Annotated in this window: 19 protein-coding genes and 1 other RNA gene; 12 read left to right on the top strand and 8 right to left on the bottom strand. The window is 58.2% G+C overall.

Features of this window, described 5'->3' with window-relative positions; genetic code table 11:
- Positions 1–74 precede the first annotated feature (74 nt).
- Complete coding sequence (locus CAER_RS0105635) at positions 75–731, bottom strand: helix-turn-helix transcriptional regulator (protein ID WP_027234431.1); 657 nt, start codon at positions 729–731, stop codon at positions 75–77.
- A gap of 444 nt (positions 732–1,175) precedes the next feature.
- Between CAER_RS0105635 and CAER_RS0105630 the strand changes: the two genes are divergently transcribed.
- Genes CAER_RS0105630 through CAER_RS0105620 form a run of 3 tightly spaced genes read left to right on the top strand, consistent with a single transcriptional unit; the run spans position 1,176 to position 2,707 of the window.
- On the top strand, positions 1,176–1,880 hold the full coding sequence (locus CAER_RS0105630; protein ID WP_027234430.1) for a hypothetical protein: 705 nt from the start codon (positions 1,176–1,178) through the stop codon (positions 1,878–1,880).
- Positions 1,877–2,287 carry a membrane protein insertion efficiency factor YidD gene (gene yidD, locus CAER_RS28835; protein WP_051357715.1) on the top strand — a complete coding sequence of 137 codons (411 nt, stop codon included), beginning with the start codon at positions 1,877–1,879 and terminating at the stop codon, positions 2,285–2,287. Before CAER_RS0105630 ends, yidD begins: the two co-directional genes overlap by 4 nt.
- Before the next feature lie 27 nt (positions 2,288–2,314).
- Complete coding sequence (locus CAER_RS0105620; RefSeq protein ID WP_027234429.1) at positions 2,315–2,707, top strand: hypothetical protein; 393 nt, start codon at positions 2,315–2,317, stop codon at positions 2,705–2,707.
- 38 nt (positions 2,708–2,745) lie between these two features.
- Here CAER_RS0105620 and CAER_RS0105615 read toward each other — a convergent pair whose 3' ends face one another.
- Positions 2,746–3,297, bottom strand: coding sequence for a hypothetical protein (locus tag CAER_RS0105615; RefSeq protein WP_027234428.1), 552 nt, complete (start codon positions 3,295–3,297; stop codon positions 2,746–2,748).
- Between the two features lie 534 nt (positions 3,298–3,831).
- Here CAER_RS0105615 and CAER_RS0105610 point away from each other — a divergent pair.
- The 4 genes from CAER_RS0105610 (at position 3,832) to CAER_RS0105595 (ending at position 8,560) form a co-directional block, all read left to right on the top strand.
- The gene (locus CAER_RS0105610; RefSeq protein WP_027234427.1) at positions 3,832–4,482 is read left to right on the top strand and encodes a hypothetical protein; all 651 of its coding nucleotides are present in this window, start codon (positions 3,832–3,834) and stop codon (positions 4,480–4,482) included.
- 619 nt (positions 4,483–5,101) lie between these two features.
- Positions 5,102–6,157, top strand: a complete 1,056-nt coding sequence (locus CAER_RS27620; RefSeq protein ID WP_161631069.1) for an AAA family ATPase — start codon at positions 5,102–5,104, stop codon at positions 6,155–6,157.
- Positions 6,157–7,128, top strand: coding sequence for a ParB/RepB/Spo0J family partition protein (locus tag CAER_RS28830; RefSeq protein ID WP_051357713.1), 972 nt, complete (start codon positions 6,157–6,159; stop codon positions 7,126–7,128). Before CAER_RS27620 ends, CAER_RS28830 begins: the two co-directional genes overlap by 1 nt.
- A 238-nt stretch (positions 7,129–7,366) precedes the next feature.
- Entirely contained in the window at positions 7,367–8,560 is a 1,194-nt protein-coding gene (locus tag CAER_RS0105595; protein ID WP_084299451.1) for a helix-turn-helix domain-containing protein, read from the top strand.
- A gap of 1,185 nt (positions 8,561–9,745) precedes the next feature.
- Here the strand turns inward: CAER_RS0105595 and CAER_RS27610 are convergent.
- From CAER_RS27610 to ssrA, 5 genes are all read right to left on the bottom strand, one after another.
- Positions 9,746–10,822, bottom strand: a complete 1,077-nt coding sequence (locus CAER_RS27610) for an endonuclease/exonuclease/phosphatase family protein (RefSeq protein ID WP_036796908.1) — start codon at positions 10,820–10,822, stop codon at positions 9,746–9,748.
- Position 10,823: 1 nt separating this feature from the next.
- Positions 10,824–11,189 (bottom strand): hypothetical protein, encoded by a 366-nt coding sequence (locus CAER_RS0105580; RefSeq protein ID WP_154667711.1) that lies wholly within the window; start codon positions 11,187–11,189, stop codon positions 10,824–10,826.
- A 117-nt stretch (positions 11,190–11,306) separates the two neighbouring features.
- Positions 11,307–11,774 carry a hypothetical protein gene (locus CAER_RS27605; RefSeq protein WP_051357712.1) on the bottom strand — a complete coding sequence of 156 codons (468 nt, stop codon included), beginning with the start codon at positions 11,772–11,774 and terminating at the stop codon, positions 11,307–11,309.
- Positions 11,775–11,880: 106 nt separating this feature from the next.
- Entirely contained in the window at positions 11,881–12,378 is a 498-nt protein-coding gene (locus CAER_RS0105570; protein ID WP_154667710.1) for a hypothetical protein, read from the bottom strand.
- 170 nt (positions 12,379–12,548) lie between these two features.
- Positions 12,549–12,975, bottom strand: a transfer-messenger RNA (tmRNA) gene (ssrA, locus tag CAER_RS29190).
- Positions 12,976–13,135: 160 nt separating this feature from the next.
- Between ssrA and CAER_RS0105565 the strand changes: the two genes are divergently transcribed.
- From CAER_RS0105565 to CAER_RS0105545, 5 genes are all read left to right on the top strand, one after another.
- Positions 13,136–14,245 (top strand): hypothetical protein, encoded by a 1,110-nt coding sequence (locus CAER_RS0105565; RefSeq protein ID WP_027234422.1) that lies wholly within the window; start codon positions 13,136–13,138, stop codon positions 14,243–14,245.
- A 116-nt stretch (positions 14,246–14,361) separates the two neighbouring features.
- On the top strand, positions 14,362–15,033 hold the full coding sequence (locus tag CAER_RS0105560; RefSeq protein WP_027234421.1) for a hypothetical protein: 672 nt from the start codon (positions 14,362–14,364) through the stop codon (positions 15,031–15,033).
- Entirely contained in the window at positions 15,030–15,596 is a 567-nt protein-coding gene (locus tag CAER_RS0105555) for a hypothetical protein (protein WP_027234420.1), read from the top strand. Before CAER_RS0105560 ends, CAER_RS0105555 begins: the two co-directional genes overlap by 4 nt.
- Positions 15,580–15,915 carry a DUF4031 domain-containing protein gene (locus tag CAER_RS0105550; protein WP_027234419.1) on the top strand — a complete coding sequence of 112 codons (336 nt, stop codon included), beginning with the start codon at positions 15,580–15,582 and terminating at the stop codon, positions 15,913–15,915. The genes CAER_RS0105555 and CAER_RS0105550 overlap by 17 nt, the downstream gene beginning before the upstream one ends.
- 137 nt (positions 15,916–16,052) lie before the next feature.
- Positions 16,053–16,295 carry a GapR family DNA-binding domain-containing protein gene (locus tag CAER_RS0105545; RefSeq protein WP_027234418.1) on the top strand — a complete coding sequence of 81 codons (243 nt, stop codon included), beginning with the start codon at positions 16,053–16,055 and terminating at the stop codon, positions 16,293–16,295.
- Between the two features lie 55 nt (positions 16,296–16,350).
- Here the strand turns inward: CAER_RS0105545 and CAER_RS28825 are convergent, their stop codons facing one another.
- Positions 16,351–17,049, bottom strand: a complete 699-nt coding sequence (locus CAER_RS28825; RefSeq protein WP_154667708.1) for an HD domain-containing protein — start codon at positions 17,047–17,049, stop codon at positions 16,351–16,353.
- Between the last annotated feature and the right edge of the window lie 39 nt (positions 17,050–17,088).

Below are 17,088 nucleotides of genomic sequence, written 5' to 3'. Positions count from 1 at the left end.
ACCGCTAGAAAGATCCACAATGGATAGCTTGTTGCAAGAGGCATCCAAATAGGGACGTCCAATACAAATACGCCCTATTTCACATCGATCAGGCTGTGCGAAAGCGCAATCGACACCACATGTGTCGCGTTGCGTGCGCCAAGCTTCTTCCTGATCCGCTCTATCCGCTTCTTGATCGCCTCTCTAGAAGTGTTCATCTGCCTTGCGATTTCTTCCTGGGAGTTCCCCCAGCAAAGTGCTTGGATTGTATGTATGTCTAAGTCTGACAGGCCCATCCGGCCGTCATGTACTTCGACGATGTATTCAAGAATTTCCTGCAACCGGCAAAGTTCCTCGTCGGTGAGTTCCCGATCTTCCCGTGCAAGGGACAGCATGCATTTTTTATTGTTGAGATGCTTGCTCTTGGCAGCTGCGGACGCACCAAAGGACAGGCCGTGGTCAGATGCCCTTGTCATGACGTAATCGGCAGCCACCGTTTTGCGTACACCCATCTCACTCCATCTGGTTACCCCAACATTGCCCAAGGCCCAAAGAAAGACCGGATCAACTGTTACAAGGTTGTTCTGGTCATATATCGCGATCCACTCGTCGGGATAGGTGGTGTAGAAGAACTTCGTCTTCCATGCATGCCCATGCAGGACCAGGGCGTAGCCTGTAGGTCCGATTTCATGGAGCTCGCTTTCGATTTTTTCGAAGTCCTCGATATAGTCGAAAGGGTTGTCCTTGAACATCTTTGGTCGTCCTTGCCGCAGTCCTGGCAGATGATTCAAGCCAAGCCCGGACCAGACCACACGTTTGTATGCTGCTCAAGACCCGGCCAAGTTGCTTGATAATTTAAGCTTAATGGGACGGTAGTGTACCCATAGTGGGACATGTGGAATGGCGTCAGTGTTCGATTTTGTCAACTTCGCGGAGGTGCCTTATCGCGCTCTGTTTGAATGATATCACCAACGAACACAGGGGGTTCGCTCAGCCCATGCAATAGATGCATATCAGATATACATATAGTCGCAGGGGAAATTCACTCTAAGAGTGCTTTGTGCGCCCGCCTCCTCGGTGAAGATGCTGCTGGACCGGGCCCAAACCCGGGGCCTGTTAAGCCAGGGCGTTTTTAAATTGCAAACCCCACCGCAGCCTGTCAGAATATTTGCGAAAATAGATAATGGATATTTCCAATGGTCGATTTGAAAAAGCCGCCGCTCGTTGATCACAACGAGCCTCTGCACATCTTGGAACCCAGCAGCCGGGAAACCGCCACAGCTGTTCCTGTAACCCGTGTCAGGGATCTTATTGCAGTGCCTGAGGGGCTCATTGAAGAACGCAAGATCTCAGGCCGGCTGCTGAAGTTCACGCCAGCCGAGACGTATCACTTGGAACAGGCGCTGTTCCTTCACAAGGGTGCCGTAGCCGAGCTGTTTGCAGGCCGGGCGTGCGTGGTCTTCCAGCAGACCCGATTTGGTGTTCAAGCGCGTGGCTTCTATGCCCTGACGGACAGTCGGATCAGTGGTCCGGCCGCCTATCTTGATGTCGAAGCACCGGATGTTTCCGCTATTTGTCTTGAAAAAATCGAAGCTGGGCATATGCCACTTGATGGTGATTTCGGGGGTCATGTGGTGGTCGCCGTTATTGCAGCTGTGATTTACGGCTGTTCGATGGCGTACATGTTTGAAATCACCGAGTCTCGGTCTTTGGCGCTTTTCCTGGGTGGGCTTATGGCCCTCACAGCTGGCTATCTAGTGGCCAAATACGGTTCCGGAATCTGGAAGTGGCGGGGCAGACGTGCGAAAAAGAATGTTGCAGAGTGCATCGTGACGGAAGTGGAGCTGTTTCTCCCAGATGTAATCGAGCAGGCGACTGCGTCCTTGGAGGACGGTCAATGATTTCCAAGCTCTCTCTGGCCGGCATCTGGTTCTATCAGACCTTCATTTCCCCTCGCAAAGGCTATTCCTGCGCCTACCGCGTTGCCAATGGCGGCCCCGGCTGTTCAGGCTTTGCGAAAGAGAAAATCCGCGAGATTGGGTTTTTCGGGGCTATGCCCCTGATCAGGCAGCGCTTCAAAGATTGCTCCACTGCCGCTGAAGGTATCCGGCAGCGGCGCAGAAAGCCGGGACGAGGGTGCCGCAATGAAGCGGCGACGTGCGACTGCGATCCCCTGCTGCCCGACATCACAGACGGTTGCGGTGATGTTCCTCGCCTCGGAAAGGCGCAAAGCCCGTCCTGTGATGACGGATGTTCTGCGACCTGCAAAGGATGTGATGGATGTGCTTGCGGCTGCGACGGGTTTTAACCCCTTGAAGCAGGGAGGAGCTACAAAATGAAAGCATCCACGCTGTGCGTCATGGCAGCATTCCTTGGGATCGCGCTCGGTGGCGTTTTTCTGATCCGCGGACCTTCGGGGGGTGGTGCGGGCCAGCATGAAGGTCATGTTGAAACCGCTGTTCAGCAGGCCATTGAGGCGCTTGGGCCGCTGCCTGCCCCCCTGCCCCGCCGAGCAGCCGCAAACCTCGAGGATGGCGCCGTTGTTTCCTGGCGGACGCGTGTAAACGGCAGGTCCACGCTTAGCTGCACGCTCGACAACACCGGATCGGTCAGCTGGCGTATTGACCTGGTTCTTCCTGGCAGCATCTCCGGTGTGCTCACGGTCACGCCGGAGATGAGGGACACCCCCATCCTCATGAGGCACTGCGAAGCCGTATTCAGCGGCTGAGACGTCAGCCAGGCCCTGCTGGGCCTGGTCAATGGGGGTCAGGCCGTAACACGGCCGTGCAGATGCTCTGTATCGGCCCTCAAAGCCGGGGTGAGAGGGCGAGGGCTGCAGGAAACCATGGGGAACCCGCGTTGTCCTTCAGCTCCCTCCAGCCGCAGGATCTCCCCGCCGCGGATGCGGGCGCGCACATGGCACCAGGTGACATGGGCGCCGTCGTGAACAGCGGTCATCAAGGTTGCGATCCGGGTCTCATCATCGGGGAAGTAATGCCCCCGGATTGAGACTGGCGCGCCAATTGCACAGCAACGCAGTACAAGGGCGTCAACGCTTTCGATCGCCGCCTCGATCCCGAACTCTTCGAGGAAATAGCCGGTCACGCCCTCCCCTGCCGCAATCAGGAAGACAGCATCGTGACCCGCGCTCTCGATCCGCAGATCCTGATCTCCGCCCGTGGAAAGCCCGAACTCTTGCATAAGCGCGCGGATTTCCCCTGCGCAGCTTGCTTTCAGGGGGCCAAAGCGGATCACGCCGCTGTCGGTGGCCAAATCAAGCTCGGGACGGAAGCTCTGCTCAGCGGGAAGATCAAACATAGGTTTTCTATCCTTCTCTCTTCTTGGCGTCTCGTGGCCGGCCCAGATTTCCTGGACTCCGGCGTCTCACGCGGCACGATTCTCACCGGAGTGACTAAGTCAGGCATGGCTAGCAATACGCATGGCTGGCCCCTTGTGGCCCGGCATCTCGAGCTTGGATGCTCTTGTTAATAATCGACTCGCAAATACGCGAGAACGAGAGCCAGATAGCGACACAAAACTGTTACATCCAGCCAAATTTGGTGGGTGTACCCAAAAGGGGACGCTCGCCTTGAAATTGCCAAAATCAAGCTGTGCTTGTGCGCGATTGAAACTGCATGCCGAGCATTCCTGCACGTGCTCCACTTGCGGATACACAGGATGCGCTCCTTGAAAGCTTTACGGCTCGCGCTCAGGATGCCTACGATTTCATCCTGTAACAGACAGTTTCTCTTGAGCGGTACAATCCCGCATGCCACTATGCGAAAAACAGACCGAGGGCGCGGGGCTCCCTCCCCCAATAGCTCCCATCGCAACCATGATCGAGCACCTGATATGACGAAGCTCTCCCCACACCGGCAAGGCCGCGCTCAGGCGGAAGCCTACGGCGTCGTGACCGCGGACGAAGAAGCGATGTTCAACCCGTGGAAAAACGGCCGGAAGGCTGCCTGGAACGCAGAATCTTATGCAGAAGAATGGGAGAAGGGTTACCGGCAGGGTGTCGAGGATAACATCGTCAGGGACAAAGCGGCCCGGGAAGCTGAAGAGCGGGCCCGCCTGTCAAAACGGCCCTACTACCATGTGACCTCGCCGGAGTCGGCTGAGAACATCATCGAAATCGGCTTTCAGGGCGGCTGGGGAGATGATGGCTTTGGGGTCTATGTCTACGACAATCTCCCTGATGCCTACGCCTATGCCAAATCCGGCGGTTGGGATGGCGAGCTGACCCGCGCCGTCATCCTGGAGCTCCAGGCAGATCCGGATGATTTTGATGGGATCATCCCGGATCCCGCCTGGCCAAACCCTGAAGACTACGAAACCGTTCTGGTTCACCGAATGGATGAGGATGACCCGATGCCGTGGGAGGTCGACGTTTCGATCATCGACCGTTCCGAGCTCTCGCAATGGGAGGGGTTCCAGGGCAGTTCGCTGGACATCCCGGAGAAAGCTGCAGAGTCTGCGGCCGAAACGCCCCTCCCAGGGTGATCCTGAGGATCCTGATGCCCCTGCCCCTCCACGGCGCAATGACCAGACGTTGAATGACGCCCCGCGTCTGCACCGGTAAAAGGGGCGCCCGGCAGCGCCCCTTCCTGGTTGGCAGTCATGGTCCGCGGGTGGCAGGAATCATCTTCTCAACCTCTCCGGGTCACGCCGCTTCTTGCAGGGCATTTAATGGTCCGCCAAGAATCGACATGCCTTGATTTTGCAGGCTGAATTGCGTCGATGCCCCCTGAGGCGGGCCAATTCCAGGCAATTCAGTCCCTGCCGTTTCAGGGCTGCGATGCCGATAAGTCATTGAATGAAAACAAATTACCAAGGCGCGGCCCGTTCATCACTGGATAATGCCTTCGCCGATATTCCCTATTCTCGTCAGCTTTCTATAGACCCACGCGGTTTTATTGATGTAGGGTCCAAGCAAAAGAATAACCGAGGATTGAGCAGCATGAGAGACCTACTGGGCTCTGAAACACTGAATTCGTTCAGTGAAGCGCTGGATGTCGCCCTGAAGACGCAGTTGAGCCGTCTTCTCGCGCCCGACACGCGCAAATCGGAAAAGGGCCTGCGCCGTTTCACGATTCGCGAGATGGCCGACCTCGCCTTCCGCATGAATTACAACACTCTAAGGCACCACCTCAAAACAATCGAGGGGTTGCCGGAGGGTATCATGGAGCCCGGCAACCGGCGCACCTTCTCGCTGGATGAGATCCACGAGATTCAGGCCCGCCTCTACGAGGCCGGGAAGATCACGCCCGAGATGTTTCCGGGCAAGCTTGAGGGCGAACACACCTCTAAGCTATTGATTTACAACCTGAAAGGCGGGGTCTCCAAGACCTCCACCGCCGCAAACCTGTCACAGTTTCTGGCCGTCCGAGGCTTCAAGGTGCTTGTGGTCGACCTCGATCCGCAAGCGAGCTGCTCGGACCTCTTCGACATTCAGGCCGACCTCGACGGCCTGCCCTCGATCTATGACGTCCTGCGCTACGAGGAAGAGGGTGACGGCGAGTTGCGCGTGCCGATCACCGATGCAATCCAGGCGACCTACTTCCCGAACATCGACATCATCCCGGGCTCGATCGCCTTGACCGAGTTCGAGTACGAGACCGCGAGCGCGGCGGCTCAAGGCGTTCCCTTCTACTCGCGGATCTCGGAAGCCCTGAGCCTTGTCGAGGATGCCTATGACGTGGTGATCTTCGACACCCCGCCTCATATGAGTTTCTGCGTGATCGCGGCGCTCTATGCGTCCAACTCCATGCTGATCCCGCTCTCGGCGGGCATGCTGGACGTGGTCAGCCTTGTGAAGTTCCTCGACCTTGCCTCCAGCACCCTTCGGAGCATCGAGGAGGTTGATCCGAACAAGCGTTTCGACTTCATCCGCATCCTGCTGACCCGATATTCTCCGAGCGACCCGGCTCAGCTCGGACTGGCATCCTTCCTGCGCAACACGCTGGGGACATCCATGCTCAACATGGACTTCCTCGCATCGACGGCGATTGCCGATGCCGGGAACACGATGAACCCCCTGCTCGAGGTTGACCCTTCCAGCTTCACCCGGAAGACCTACGACAGGATCCTTGAGAGCCTGCACGGGATCGCCATGGAGATCGAGGAAGAGGTCATGATCAGCCGTGGGCGGATTGCCGACAAAAATGAGGTCTCCTGATGGCACGACCAGTATTCGATGCACCCAAGACTCCAGATGAAAAAACCGAAACCGGAACCAGCCGGGCGCCGATAGCTCCGCGCCGGAAACCGATCATCAAGGGCGGTGCCGCCAGCGACAAGTACATCAAAGCGGCGACCCAGGGCGGTGCCGACCGGACATATCAGGAGATTGCCGTCAACCAGATCGCCGACAGCAAGATCCGCGATCGCATCGACATCAATGAAGACCTCCAAAGCCTGATGGACAGCATACGGGAGAATGGTCAGCAGATCCCTATCCTGGTCCGCGCCATCACCGGTGATCAGCCCTATGAGATCGTCGTAGGGCGTCGGCGTCTCGCAGCCACGCGGCGTCTGGGGATGCCTCGCATCAAGGCCTTCGTGTCCAAGATGGACGACCGCGAAGCCTTCGTTGCCCAGGGCATCGAGAATTCCGCCCGTCTTGAGACCAGCTACATCGAGCGCGCCCGCGCTGCGGCCCAGGGATTAGAGGCTGGCTATGAGCAGAAGGACATCGCGGAGTTCCTCAATGTTTCGCGCACGCTCATCAACTTTATGGTCAAGGCATACACCACCCTAGGGGAAGACCTGGTTGTCGCCATCGGTCCCGCCAGGGGTGTCGGACGCCGCCAGTGGGACAAGCTGATCACCGGGATGGAAACCCACAAGATCACACCGTCCGCGGCGCTGTCGCTCATCGATATCGAGATCGAGGACAGTGTTGAGCGGTTCCAAAACCTGCTGAAATCGGTTCAGGCTGGCGGCAAGCGTAAGGCGCCAGCCAAGCCCGCTAAGACGGATGCACAGCGCGCCTACATGGGTGGGAACGTCACAACGGTCCGCAAGGACAATCAGATTGTGATCAAGACCAAGAAGTCCACCCCCCCTGCCCTTCTCGATCGTCTAGCTGAACGCATCGATGCGGTGATCAGGGAACACGAAGAAAGTCAGAGTAAAGGAGGAGCATAAGTATCTGATAAATAACAATAACGTTCGATTTACCGCGGTAAATCGAACCAACAACAATACTGAAGCAGGCACACGTAAAATAGGAGCAGACACCCGAGCAAAAGAAAAAGGCCCCCCGAAACCGAAGTTTCGAAGAGCCTCGTTTGGTCTTGTAGCAAAGCCTTTCTAGCGTCTTTTCGATAAGCATTCAACACCGGTCCCTCGGTGAACGGTCTTTTTTTGCCGTCTGAAATGCAGAATGCACACATCAATGCCCGCGGCTCAGCCGCGCCGGCAAACCTTAGAGGTATGCCGGGTTTATGAAGGCGGTCGACACAAGTTCGACCGTTGGGAGCTGTTGTCTCTGGTCACAGAGCTTCGGCAACGCCTCGGATTGAATGACAGGGACATCCTGGTCTTGCGGGCCCACCTGTCCGTCCTGCCCCATGGACCGCTGGATCCTATGGGATTGAATGTCTCGTTCATGAGCGTCTCCGAGATCCTCACCAGGGCCTGCGGCATGGACGAGCGCCGCTTCCGCCGTGGGGAAGCGCGCCTTGAAGCGGCCGGTCTCATCAACCGCAAGCTCAGCGCCAATGGCCGCCGCTTTCCAGAGCGTGACCGCGAGGGCCGGATCGTTTCGGCATACGGGATTGATCTCGCTCCTCTGCTCAACCGCGTCTACGAGCTTCTCGATATGCATGAAGAACAGGTTGCCAGCCGCCTCGCCCTTCGCAACCTCCGCAATGAGATCAGCGCGCGGTTTGCGGCGCTTACACGCGCCTTTGCATCGGTTGGCGCCCCCCTGCCCCAGTCAATCGAGAACATGCGTGTTCGCCTGCGCCGCACGCTCCGTCGCAAGGCGCCCTGCCCTCAGGAGATGCGCGAGCTCGAGGAGGAGATCGTGTCGCTCGAAGCGGCCGTTCCCGGGCCGGAGACTGAGCCTGCAGGCGCAGGTCCCTCCCCGCGCTCAGCAGCGGCCGACAACATCGGCACGGCTTCCGCTAGCCTGCCTGATTACCCCTCCGTAACTTCAGGGCAAACCGCGGTTTCACCGGACAAAACCACCGGCGATGACGGTCAAACTGTCCGGCACATAGAGTCTGAACCAAAAGAAAAAAATAATAGGCCTCAGCATTCGAAGACGGGCCTATCGATCGCCAATGCCTGGAGCAATGCTTCGATCATCAGGGAGTATTTCCCTGAACCTCCAAACAGCGAGCACCAACTCGCCAGGGTATTAATGGATTTTTCTGGATTTCTTGGACTTGGACAGATGACCGTTCTGCCAGCCATACAACTCCTCGGTCCAGCCAAGATGATCCTCCTGCTCAATTACCTTGGTCGCAACATCGCTCAGATCGCACGCCCTGAAGCCTATCTACGCTCCTTGCTCAGAAACTATGAAAGAGGAGAAGCGATTGCTGGCGGTCTTGTCCGGCCTGCTGCGTAGGTATCACCGCGTTCTTGAAACCGCGGTAAATCAGGCTCTAAGCACTCTATGGAGCAAGCCATGAGAAGAGACGGTACGAGATCAGCCAAGCATGTTGCCAGCTCCTGGGAACCCGGGAGCCCTTCCGATATCATGCGCTGCGGTTTCCATGCTGCGGCTGCGTGCATCGTCCTGCGCCTGCGAAGGTCAGATCTAACCTGCCGGCGGTCATCGATGGGATACACGGATCGCAACCCCTGCGCTCAAAGTGATCGATGCAGTATGGCAACGACCTTCCGCACGCGGAACCGCGGGCATTGGTGCCTGAGCGCATGGTGATGGACCACCCGATTTACCGCGGTAAATCGATCATGCGAACCGTTGGCAGATGTAGCGGGTCCGCGTGCGTCACCATGGTATTGGAAGTGGTTTTTTGCCCAGGCAAGCCAACCGCAGAAGAGCCAGAAGAGAACGACTTGCACCAATAACTACACGGGCATCCTGATCGCGCTTGGCGATTTACCGCGGTAAATTGGGTTTGCCCGCCGTTGTTATCCTTTGCAAGCCTGCGGTCGCTGCCATATTCCCTGCAGTCGGCTTCAGGCAATGAACTCCAAAAGCATCCTGTTCACGGTCACCCGATTTACCCCGGTAAATCGACCAGCAGCGGCGAAGGGCTTTCCGCAATGACCCCCAGATCCATCCTGATGATGGCCGACGATTTACCGCGGTAAATCGATCATGCCAGCCGTACGCATCCATAGTGAACCAGCGGTTGGTACCATGATCGTGGCGGCCGATTTGCCCCGGTAAATCGGCCCTAGAGGCGAAGGACTTTCAAGAGTGAACCCCAAGGGAGTCCTGGTCATGATCACCCGATTTACCGCGGTAAATCGGTCATGCAAGATGCTCGCATCCATTGTGAGCCTGCGGGCGGCACCATGATGCTGCTGGCCGATTTACCCCGGTAAACTGACCGCAGAGGCGAAGGGCTTTCCGCAATGACCTCGAGAGCCATCCTGACGATGGCCGACGATTTACCGCGGTAAATCGACCGCTGAAGCAAAGCGCTTGCAGCAATGCACCCCAGAGGCATCCTGATCATGCTCGCCGATTTACCGCGGTAAATCAGGTTCTGCAAAGCGGCGTGCAGGTCGCCTCCAAATCAGGATGCCGGCGTTCTGCCGAGACCGCGCCGAACGCAGATCAGGAGCAGTTCCGCGCCATGCGGAAGCCGGCCGAAATGGCCAACTCCTGACTCGCGAAATGGACAATGTTCTTCTCGGACATCTTGTCGAAACCCGGGCAGCCCTCAATGTGGTAGATCATCGAGTTGCGGTTGCCCCGGACATCTCCGCCGGTTCGCGGTTCATCAAACTGATAGGCGCCCGTGGCGCTCGACACATCATGAGACGCTGCGTGAGGAGACAGCACGACATGATAGGTATCCGGGTCGATCAGCATCCAGACGGGAGCATGGTCTGACACCGTTCCCCGCGCGATCTCATGGGTGATGCCCAGCTCAGCCGGAAAGTTGAAAATGCCCGCCGAGGCAACGGGGATCTCGATACCGGCCGGTGCCCAGATGTTGTCGTAGAGATTCGCGAAGCGACCGTTGACAGGCGAAAGGGTGGTTGCGCCTTCGGTGATCAAGGGCGCAGTATCCTGGCCCAGGGCATTCCATGCCGCGTTGACAGGGGGTAAATTGAAATCGCCCGCGATATAGATCGGAGTGCCCGCGAAGCTCTCCTCGAGCCAGGCGTGATAGCTGTCGAGTGCGCGGGCTTCCCGCTCGCGCTCTGCGACACTGTCGCCGTAGATCAGGTGCGCAGAGGCCATGACGAAGCGATAGCCCTCCGCGGTTTCAAAGCGCATTGAGAAGGGCTCCCGGGCGAAGGCGTCACGGTCGTCAATGTAGACGACCGCACCATCAACCCATTCGACCTCATCCGTTCGCCAGGCGAAGGCATAGTGCTCCCGATAGCTGCCCCGGCCGATGGCCTCGGAAGCCATGGTTTGCCACTCGGCACCGGTCCGCTGTTCCAATTCCCATTCCAGCTTCTCAAGCCCGTCAAGAGACATGACCTCCTGGAGCGCAATCAGATCAAAAGCCGCCGCAACCTCGGCAACTGCCCGGATGTCCTTCCCATTGTCCCAGCCCAGGTGCTTGACGTTCCAGCTGGCAACATATGTGTCCGAGAGGGCAGGTGCGGCCGCGGTTGCAAGAGTGGCGGCGATAGCTGCGCCGAAGATACGGTTCAGAGTTGTCATGGCTTCCGTCATTTCAGTTATTCGCAAATCTGTGTGCTGCAGAATGATCCTGCTGGACCTGTGCCGTCTCTTGTTTCAAGAGCAGCGCCAGGTGGCCGAGGTATTGTGCGGCCTGTGCGGCCTCTCTTAAGGCTGTCTCATCCAGCGGGCTGCTCTTGGCAATCTTCCGGGCGGCATCCGTTGCCGCCGCTTCAAAGCGGATAGCCATCCTGGCGGTCTCCAGAACACCTTCGGTATCTGCTGCTTCACCGCTCAGCTGAAGGACCGGTGCCAATGAGGCGAGAAACCTGCGGTTGCTTGCAATAACCGGCTGCAGCATCTCCTGCAGTTCAAGCATAGCCGGATAGAGGAGCGGGGCAGGGGCGGTCTCGATCTTCACTGCCATGAGGAAGGCCGCCCAGGGCCTGATCGAATGCTCGGGCATGTCTTCTCCGCTGCTCAGAGTTTTGCGAAAAAGTAACCTGAAAGGCTGGCCGGGTCCATGCGAAACGATAGGCTAATTCTGATTGTCGCAAATTTTGATCCCATGTTCCTCCAGGTTCCTGCCGAGGATGACTCTGTGCCTGACCAGAAGTTCGGCGGGGCCGGATAAATACCACTTCGCAAGCGGGGCAGGGTAGTGGGCTGCAATCGCCTGGCGCCACATGTCCGCGGCTTCCGGCTCCAATGGTTTGCCGCTCAGGCTAGGGCCATGAAACCCGAACTTGGTGTAAGGGGCGACACAAGTGTAAGGGCTGCGGAGATAGAGGGTGCAGGAGGAGTAGCAATGCCGCCCGGTGACGCGGATCTCGATCTTGTCCGCGATCAGGCGCTTAACCTCCCGGATCCGGTCATAAACCAGGCCGCCATTGTCGTTACCGACAATCATTACGTTGCCAGAAACCTCATGGGTTCCGTAATTCCCGAGGGCAGGGGAGCCAAGCAATGATGAAAGGCTCAGCGTCAGGACTGCAAGTTTCTTCATGGGGCAGCTCATCAAACGAGTGTCGCCCGCCGAAGGGGCGGATCAGTCTTGAATATAGAGCTGCGAAGAAGAGTAACGGGCAGGTAAAAGGGCGTCGGCGGCGGATCTATGTGGACATCTCTGAAAGATCTTCAGGCAGGCTTAACCTCGATCCGATTTTGATCCGCGCTGCGCCCTCGCGAATACGGCCGATCCGGTTTGGGTCGGCGCTGACCGCGTGCCGCAGCCCAGGGGTCTGGCGGAATAATGCGCGAGCCGCAGGCGGGATCAGCGCGGGGCCGGGGAACACCCTTTGTGCCCAAGGGGGCACATCGAGCCCAGAGGCAAGCCAATCCGGGTAGGGCAGGGCGCCTCCCGCGGAATGGAGCAGATCAGCCGCCGCTGTGTCTTCAGCGGTTATGGCGTGGAAGATCGGAAGCGCCACCCGGGAATGGAAATCGCCATAGGCGCAATATCCCGTAGCCCAGGCGCCCTGGTCAATGATGCCGGAATAGCTCCAGACACAAGAGGCCTGGCCTGTGCAGCCGTTGTGCCCGGCCCAATGATCCGAGCAGCGAATGACGCCTTGCGCCATGTCCCAATAGGCGGATCCGGAGCCAGACACGAAGTCCGGCTCATGATGTGGAAGAGGGGAGGGGGAGAAGACCGCCAAAGTCCGGTCATGGAAGGTCCGGAAAGAAACCGGAGGAGCATTGTTTTCTGGTATGTGCTTCGTATTCAAAATGTGGAGTTCAGCCGGTGGCTGGATATTCTTGTTGAGGATTGTCGCGGGAGTATCCAGGGATTCTGTTGCCAGGCTCCCTGAGGCCCCGCCTGACGGTGCTATCCGTCAGGGCTTAGGTTCCGCTTGCGCCGGCTGCCTCAGGCAGCCAGGGCGAGTGCGGGAGCACGGTTTGCGTTTGCAGTTGTACTCGTTGGACCGATAACGGTGGTTCCTCACCGAAGCAAAGCTTACCCCTTTGAACGCCAGTCGATCCTGTTTCAGCCCCATCAAATCCAGACCCCCTTGCTTCGGCTTGAGGCTCCTTTACGGCTTGGGGTGTCCTACTGTTTTCCCGCGGCCGACCTCACTGGTCTGGATATGGTGGAGCTGTGGGGTACCGCCCCCCAGTCCTGAACGTCTATTCCGAGCGCGTTTATGCTCATAGTCAGCATGCTGACAGGAAGGAAATTCGCATATTCTCACGAGAGGCGCAAGAGTGAAAAAATAAAGAATTTCGCAAAATAGCCGCTTGACCCTGAGGTGCCTTTCAGTGCAATGCGGAAATCAGAAATGCGAAAAAATGACGACTCATTTTCAGCCTGGTGTCATAGCTTGCTGGTCAGCAGGCGCAGGCAAGTGCAAGAGATTGGAGAGCAACATGAACGCCCACACCCCCGCATCCCTTGATCAATCCCGTGAAGCAGGGGCGCTGCCGCCCTCCCTTCGCTACCGCGATATTCAGCGGACAGGCCAGTTCCTGCATGAGGGCGGGCTTAAGCACCATCTGTTCTTTGAAGGGGAAGGGGAGGTTCCGCGGTCGTTCACTGTTCTGATCGCCTTGGGATACAAGGCAAATGAGCAGGAAAACCTGGACCTGGGACGCAATGGCATCGCGGTCATCGACAATGATAACTGGCGCATTGTGGCAGATTCATGCCTGCAGCAGGCATCGGGCCTGAAAGGCGCGTCGCGTGAACAGCGCAAGCTGCTTGCTGAGATCCGCGAAATGGACTGGCAGTCCTTCGTCAGTTTCTGCCGCTCCCAGAAGACCTATCGCGCCGGTTCGCCCGATCTGGATCAGGCTGCTTCCCAGCCGGACTGCGGGTCGATCGGCAATCAGGTTCAATTGGGCCTGCGGCACATGGAAGAGGTCGACGAGCGCAGCGAATTTGTGAAAACGCTTCATGAGACCGGCGAATACAACCTGCCAAAGGTCAGCCGCGACGGCATGATCAAGGATCTGATGATCCGCCAGTCCCAGGAAGCAGATGCAGGCCGCATGCTGTCCTGGGATATCGGGATGGACTTCAAATGGGACAGCAGCGGTCATATCGATGGCGGCCAGGATCTCAGCGCGCAGCTCGATACGCGCTGGCGGCGCGCAATGCGTGATGAGCCCGAAATCCTGTCGGATGCGGTGCAGCGGGCGATGGCGCCCTATACGAGCGACGGTTTTAACGTGCTCGATCTCGGTGAAAGCGCCGCTTGCGATCTGAAGTTCGGCGGTCCGGATGACCGGTACCTGATGCTGTCCGCCTTTGGCGGGCAGGATATGAGCTTCGGCAGCTTCCGGGAGCTGAACACGAAGCTCAAAAACCTCGCAACCGAAGACCTTCTCAATCTCTGGACGACCGTGCGTGTGCTGGACAAAGACCTCAGCCGCAGCTGCCGGTCCTATGATGTGGCCTGGGAGCTCAACGCGATCCGCTCGGAGCGCGAAGAGCGCTGGCTCAACGAGGTCGAGGAAGAGATCTCCTTCGCGGTGTAATTGCGAAAAAGAAAGTCGCCAGTGCAGCCCGTGCCAGGGCTGCATTTCCCGTTCGCGGAGCCAGCCTAAGATCTCGGAATTCCGCAGCAGCAATGTGAAGTATTGAGGGTCAAACAGTGGCACCAAGGACTGCGAAAAATAGTGTTGAGGAAAGCGGTTTCGAAGTATTTGAGCACCGCATCCGCCGGTCCAGCTTTATTGTGAAGCATAAGTCCTGGGTGGATCACCTGGGCGCAGAAAACACCGCAATCGAGCTTTCCGTCATGACACCCTGGGGCAAAGGCACCGCGCATTTTCCGAACTGCGGAGAGTCCGACTGGCGGGAGTGGCTGGCGGATATCGGAAGCGATTACATCGGCTCGAAGCTGTTCGGCTTCAACACGCGGAAGACGGATTTCCGTAAAACGCTCAGTGTGGTCCGCGGTTCGGTCAATGAGATGCGGGCGGAGGGCGAGATCAGTGTCGCCGTTGCCAATGAAATCCGCATGACCCTTCGTGAGCACTACCAGTACAAGCCTGATGAGCCCGAGGATCAGCAGGTGAGCTCGCTGGTCCATTACGCAATGACACATGCGTTTCTGAAGGATTGCGGGAATCCCGTTCAGTTCAGCGAGAACCCCAAGTTCCGCGCTTTCTGCCGCCATGCCTGGGCGCCCTTCACTGAATACCTGCAGGCCGAGCTGGATCGCGAGCGGGCCTTGGAGCCCATCATGGAAGATGCCAGCCTGGTGGACGAAATCGAGCCGGACCACTGCCACTCAGACTATGAACCGGAAATGGAGCCATGAAAGTCCTGGTGCTGGTCCATCCGGGATCGGTCTTTGTGTCCGGCAGCGCCGAGGTCGCGGACTGGAAGCTTGCCGAGGTGATCGGAGGGATCTTCGAGGATATCGAGGCGGCTGACGGCCTGATTGTGATCGATGGTGCATTCTCCGAGCGGGTCCCTTCCGGCCTCACACGCGCAATAGCCGCGAAGCTGGAAACCGCGGCGGCCCGCAGCATGCTCGCGGCGCGGGTTTGGGGGTGCGATAGCGGGGAGGCGCCATATCCCGGCTGGGAAGGGCGGGCCGGCGGATTCGGGCTCCAGCACGCCGACCAGGAGGCTGCCGCCTTGGCCGCGGCCGGGAAGTTGCTGGACGCTCAGGAGGTGATTGTCTCCGGCGCCTGGGCGACCCGTGATGGAAGCTCCGGCTGCGCAAGCAGCGTCCTCACAGCCCTGCAGGCTGAGCTGCCGAGCGGCGTCACGCTGCGTTTGTCGGGGAACTGCCTCTTTGAAGAGTACATCGAAGAGTTTTCGGTGTTTGACGAGCTGCCGGAAGGGGAGGGCGCTGATCATGGCGGTCTATGTTGATACAGCGCGCCACCCATACCGCGGCATGATCATGTGCCACATGTGGGCGGACAGCTTGGATGAGCTGTTGGCGATGGCAGACGAGATTGGAATGAGCAGGAAATGGCTGCAGCAGCCGCCCAAGGCAAGCTGGGTGCATTTCGATGTTTCCCTGACCATGAAGGCCCGGGCACTCGCGGCCGGCGCGGTTCAGACGGACCGGTACGGGCCTGTCGAGCATGTCGCCCGTCTGCGCGGGGATATGGCCAAAGTGGAGCGGGTCCAGGCGCTGCGCGCGAGGAATGTGGATAACGCTCAGAAGCCGCTGCCGTTCGCCTGAGGCGCTGGCTATTATGCGAAAATATGATGCAGCCTCGCTTGAGGCGCTGCCAGGCTGAAGCGGACATTGCGCACATGCCTGGTGGCACTCAACACCGAAGGCGATTGCTGCCGAGCTCAGAAGAACAGGAGATTGATATGAGCGACCCCAACGTTTCCGAAGAACTGATCCGCTCCCATATGGATCGCTGTGCGGGCCTTCTGGATGAGGCGGAAGAGCTGGCGGGCCGCAAAAAGGAATGGAAGGCCGAGTGCAAGGGCGCCGGTCTGGATGCCGCGCTGGTCGAGAAAGTCGTCAAGATGAAGCGCGAGGACAAGGACAAGCGCGATGAGAAGGAGTTCCTTCTGGACGCCTACAAGCGCGCCGGCGGCGTGGAGTAAAAAACAGAAGGGCGGCTCAGCCGCCCTTTCTTGTCTTCCTGGAGCCCCGGCGCACCTAAGCCATCGGCGTTGGCTCGAATTCTGGATCAACATCGAAGCCATCCAGAGAGCTGAGCCATTCGGCTGAAATCGGCAGATCCATTTCGAAGACACGATCCATTGCTGACAGGATCAGCTCCATGGACGCCTCTGGCGGCAACGGGTCAATGCGGACCCATGACGGCATTTCGACCCCTGCTGACCAGATATTCCAGTAGCCGGCATTCCGCGGGTTTTTCAGTGCGTGCTTTTCGATCAAGAGAGCCTGCCTGTCAGCGGGCTTGGTCCTCTTATGATCATCCTCTGAGATGCCATACCTGCCATCCACAGCCGCGCCGATCCTCTTTTGAGCAGCCACGTAATCAGGCATATGCGGCTTCACCGGCGTCGGAAGATCCGGGAGGCCAAAACACTCATCCGCGTCATGCAGGAGCGCGCAGCGCTGCGCAGCCATGTCCTGCGGGGAAAGAGCGCCCACGAGAACCGAATGCTGTGCGATCGAGTAGAAGCTCTTTGCTTGACCTGCAAACCGGGTGTTATTGGCCAGGGCGGCCGCGATGACTTCGAGCGTCATCAGGGACGGATCCGGCGCCAGCGGATCGAACAGGTTGCCATCAACCAGTTCGATGCAGCGGTCATTCACCTGCCGCTCAGCATGTTCGTAATTGATGTTCCCACCATCCATGGCATTGCATCCTGTCTTCTTGTTTTCCAATCGCGGGGCGGGTCGTCTATATATTGGCGAAAAACTAAA

It is taken from the genome of Leisingera caerulea DSM 24564, assembly GCF_000473325.1.
GTDB classification, from domain to species: Bacteria; Pseudomonadota; Alphaproteobacteria; order Rhodobacterales; family Rhodobacteraceae; genus Leisingera; species Leisingera caerulea.
This window is presented reverse-complemented; position numbering and strand designations above follow the sequence as displayed.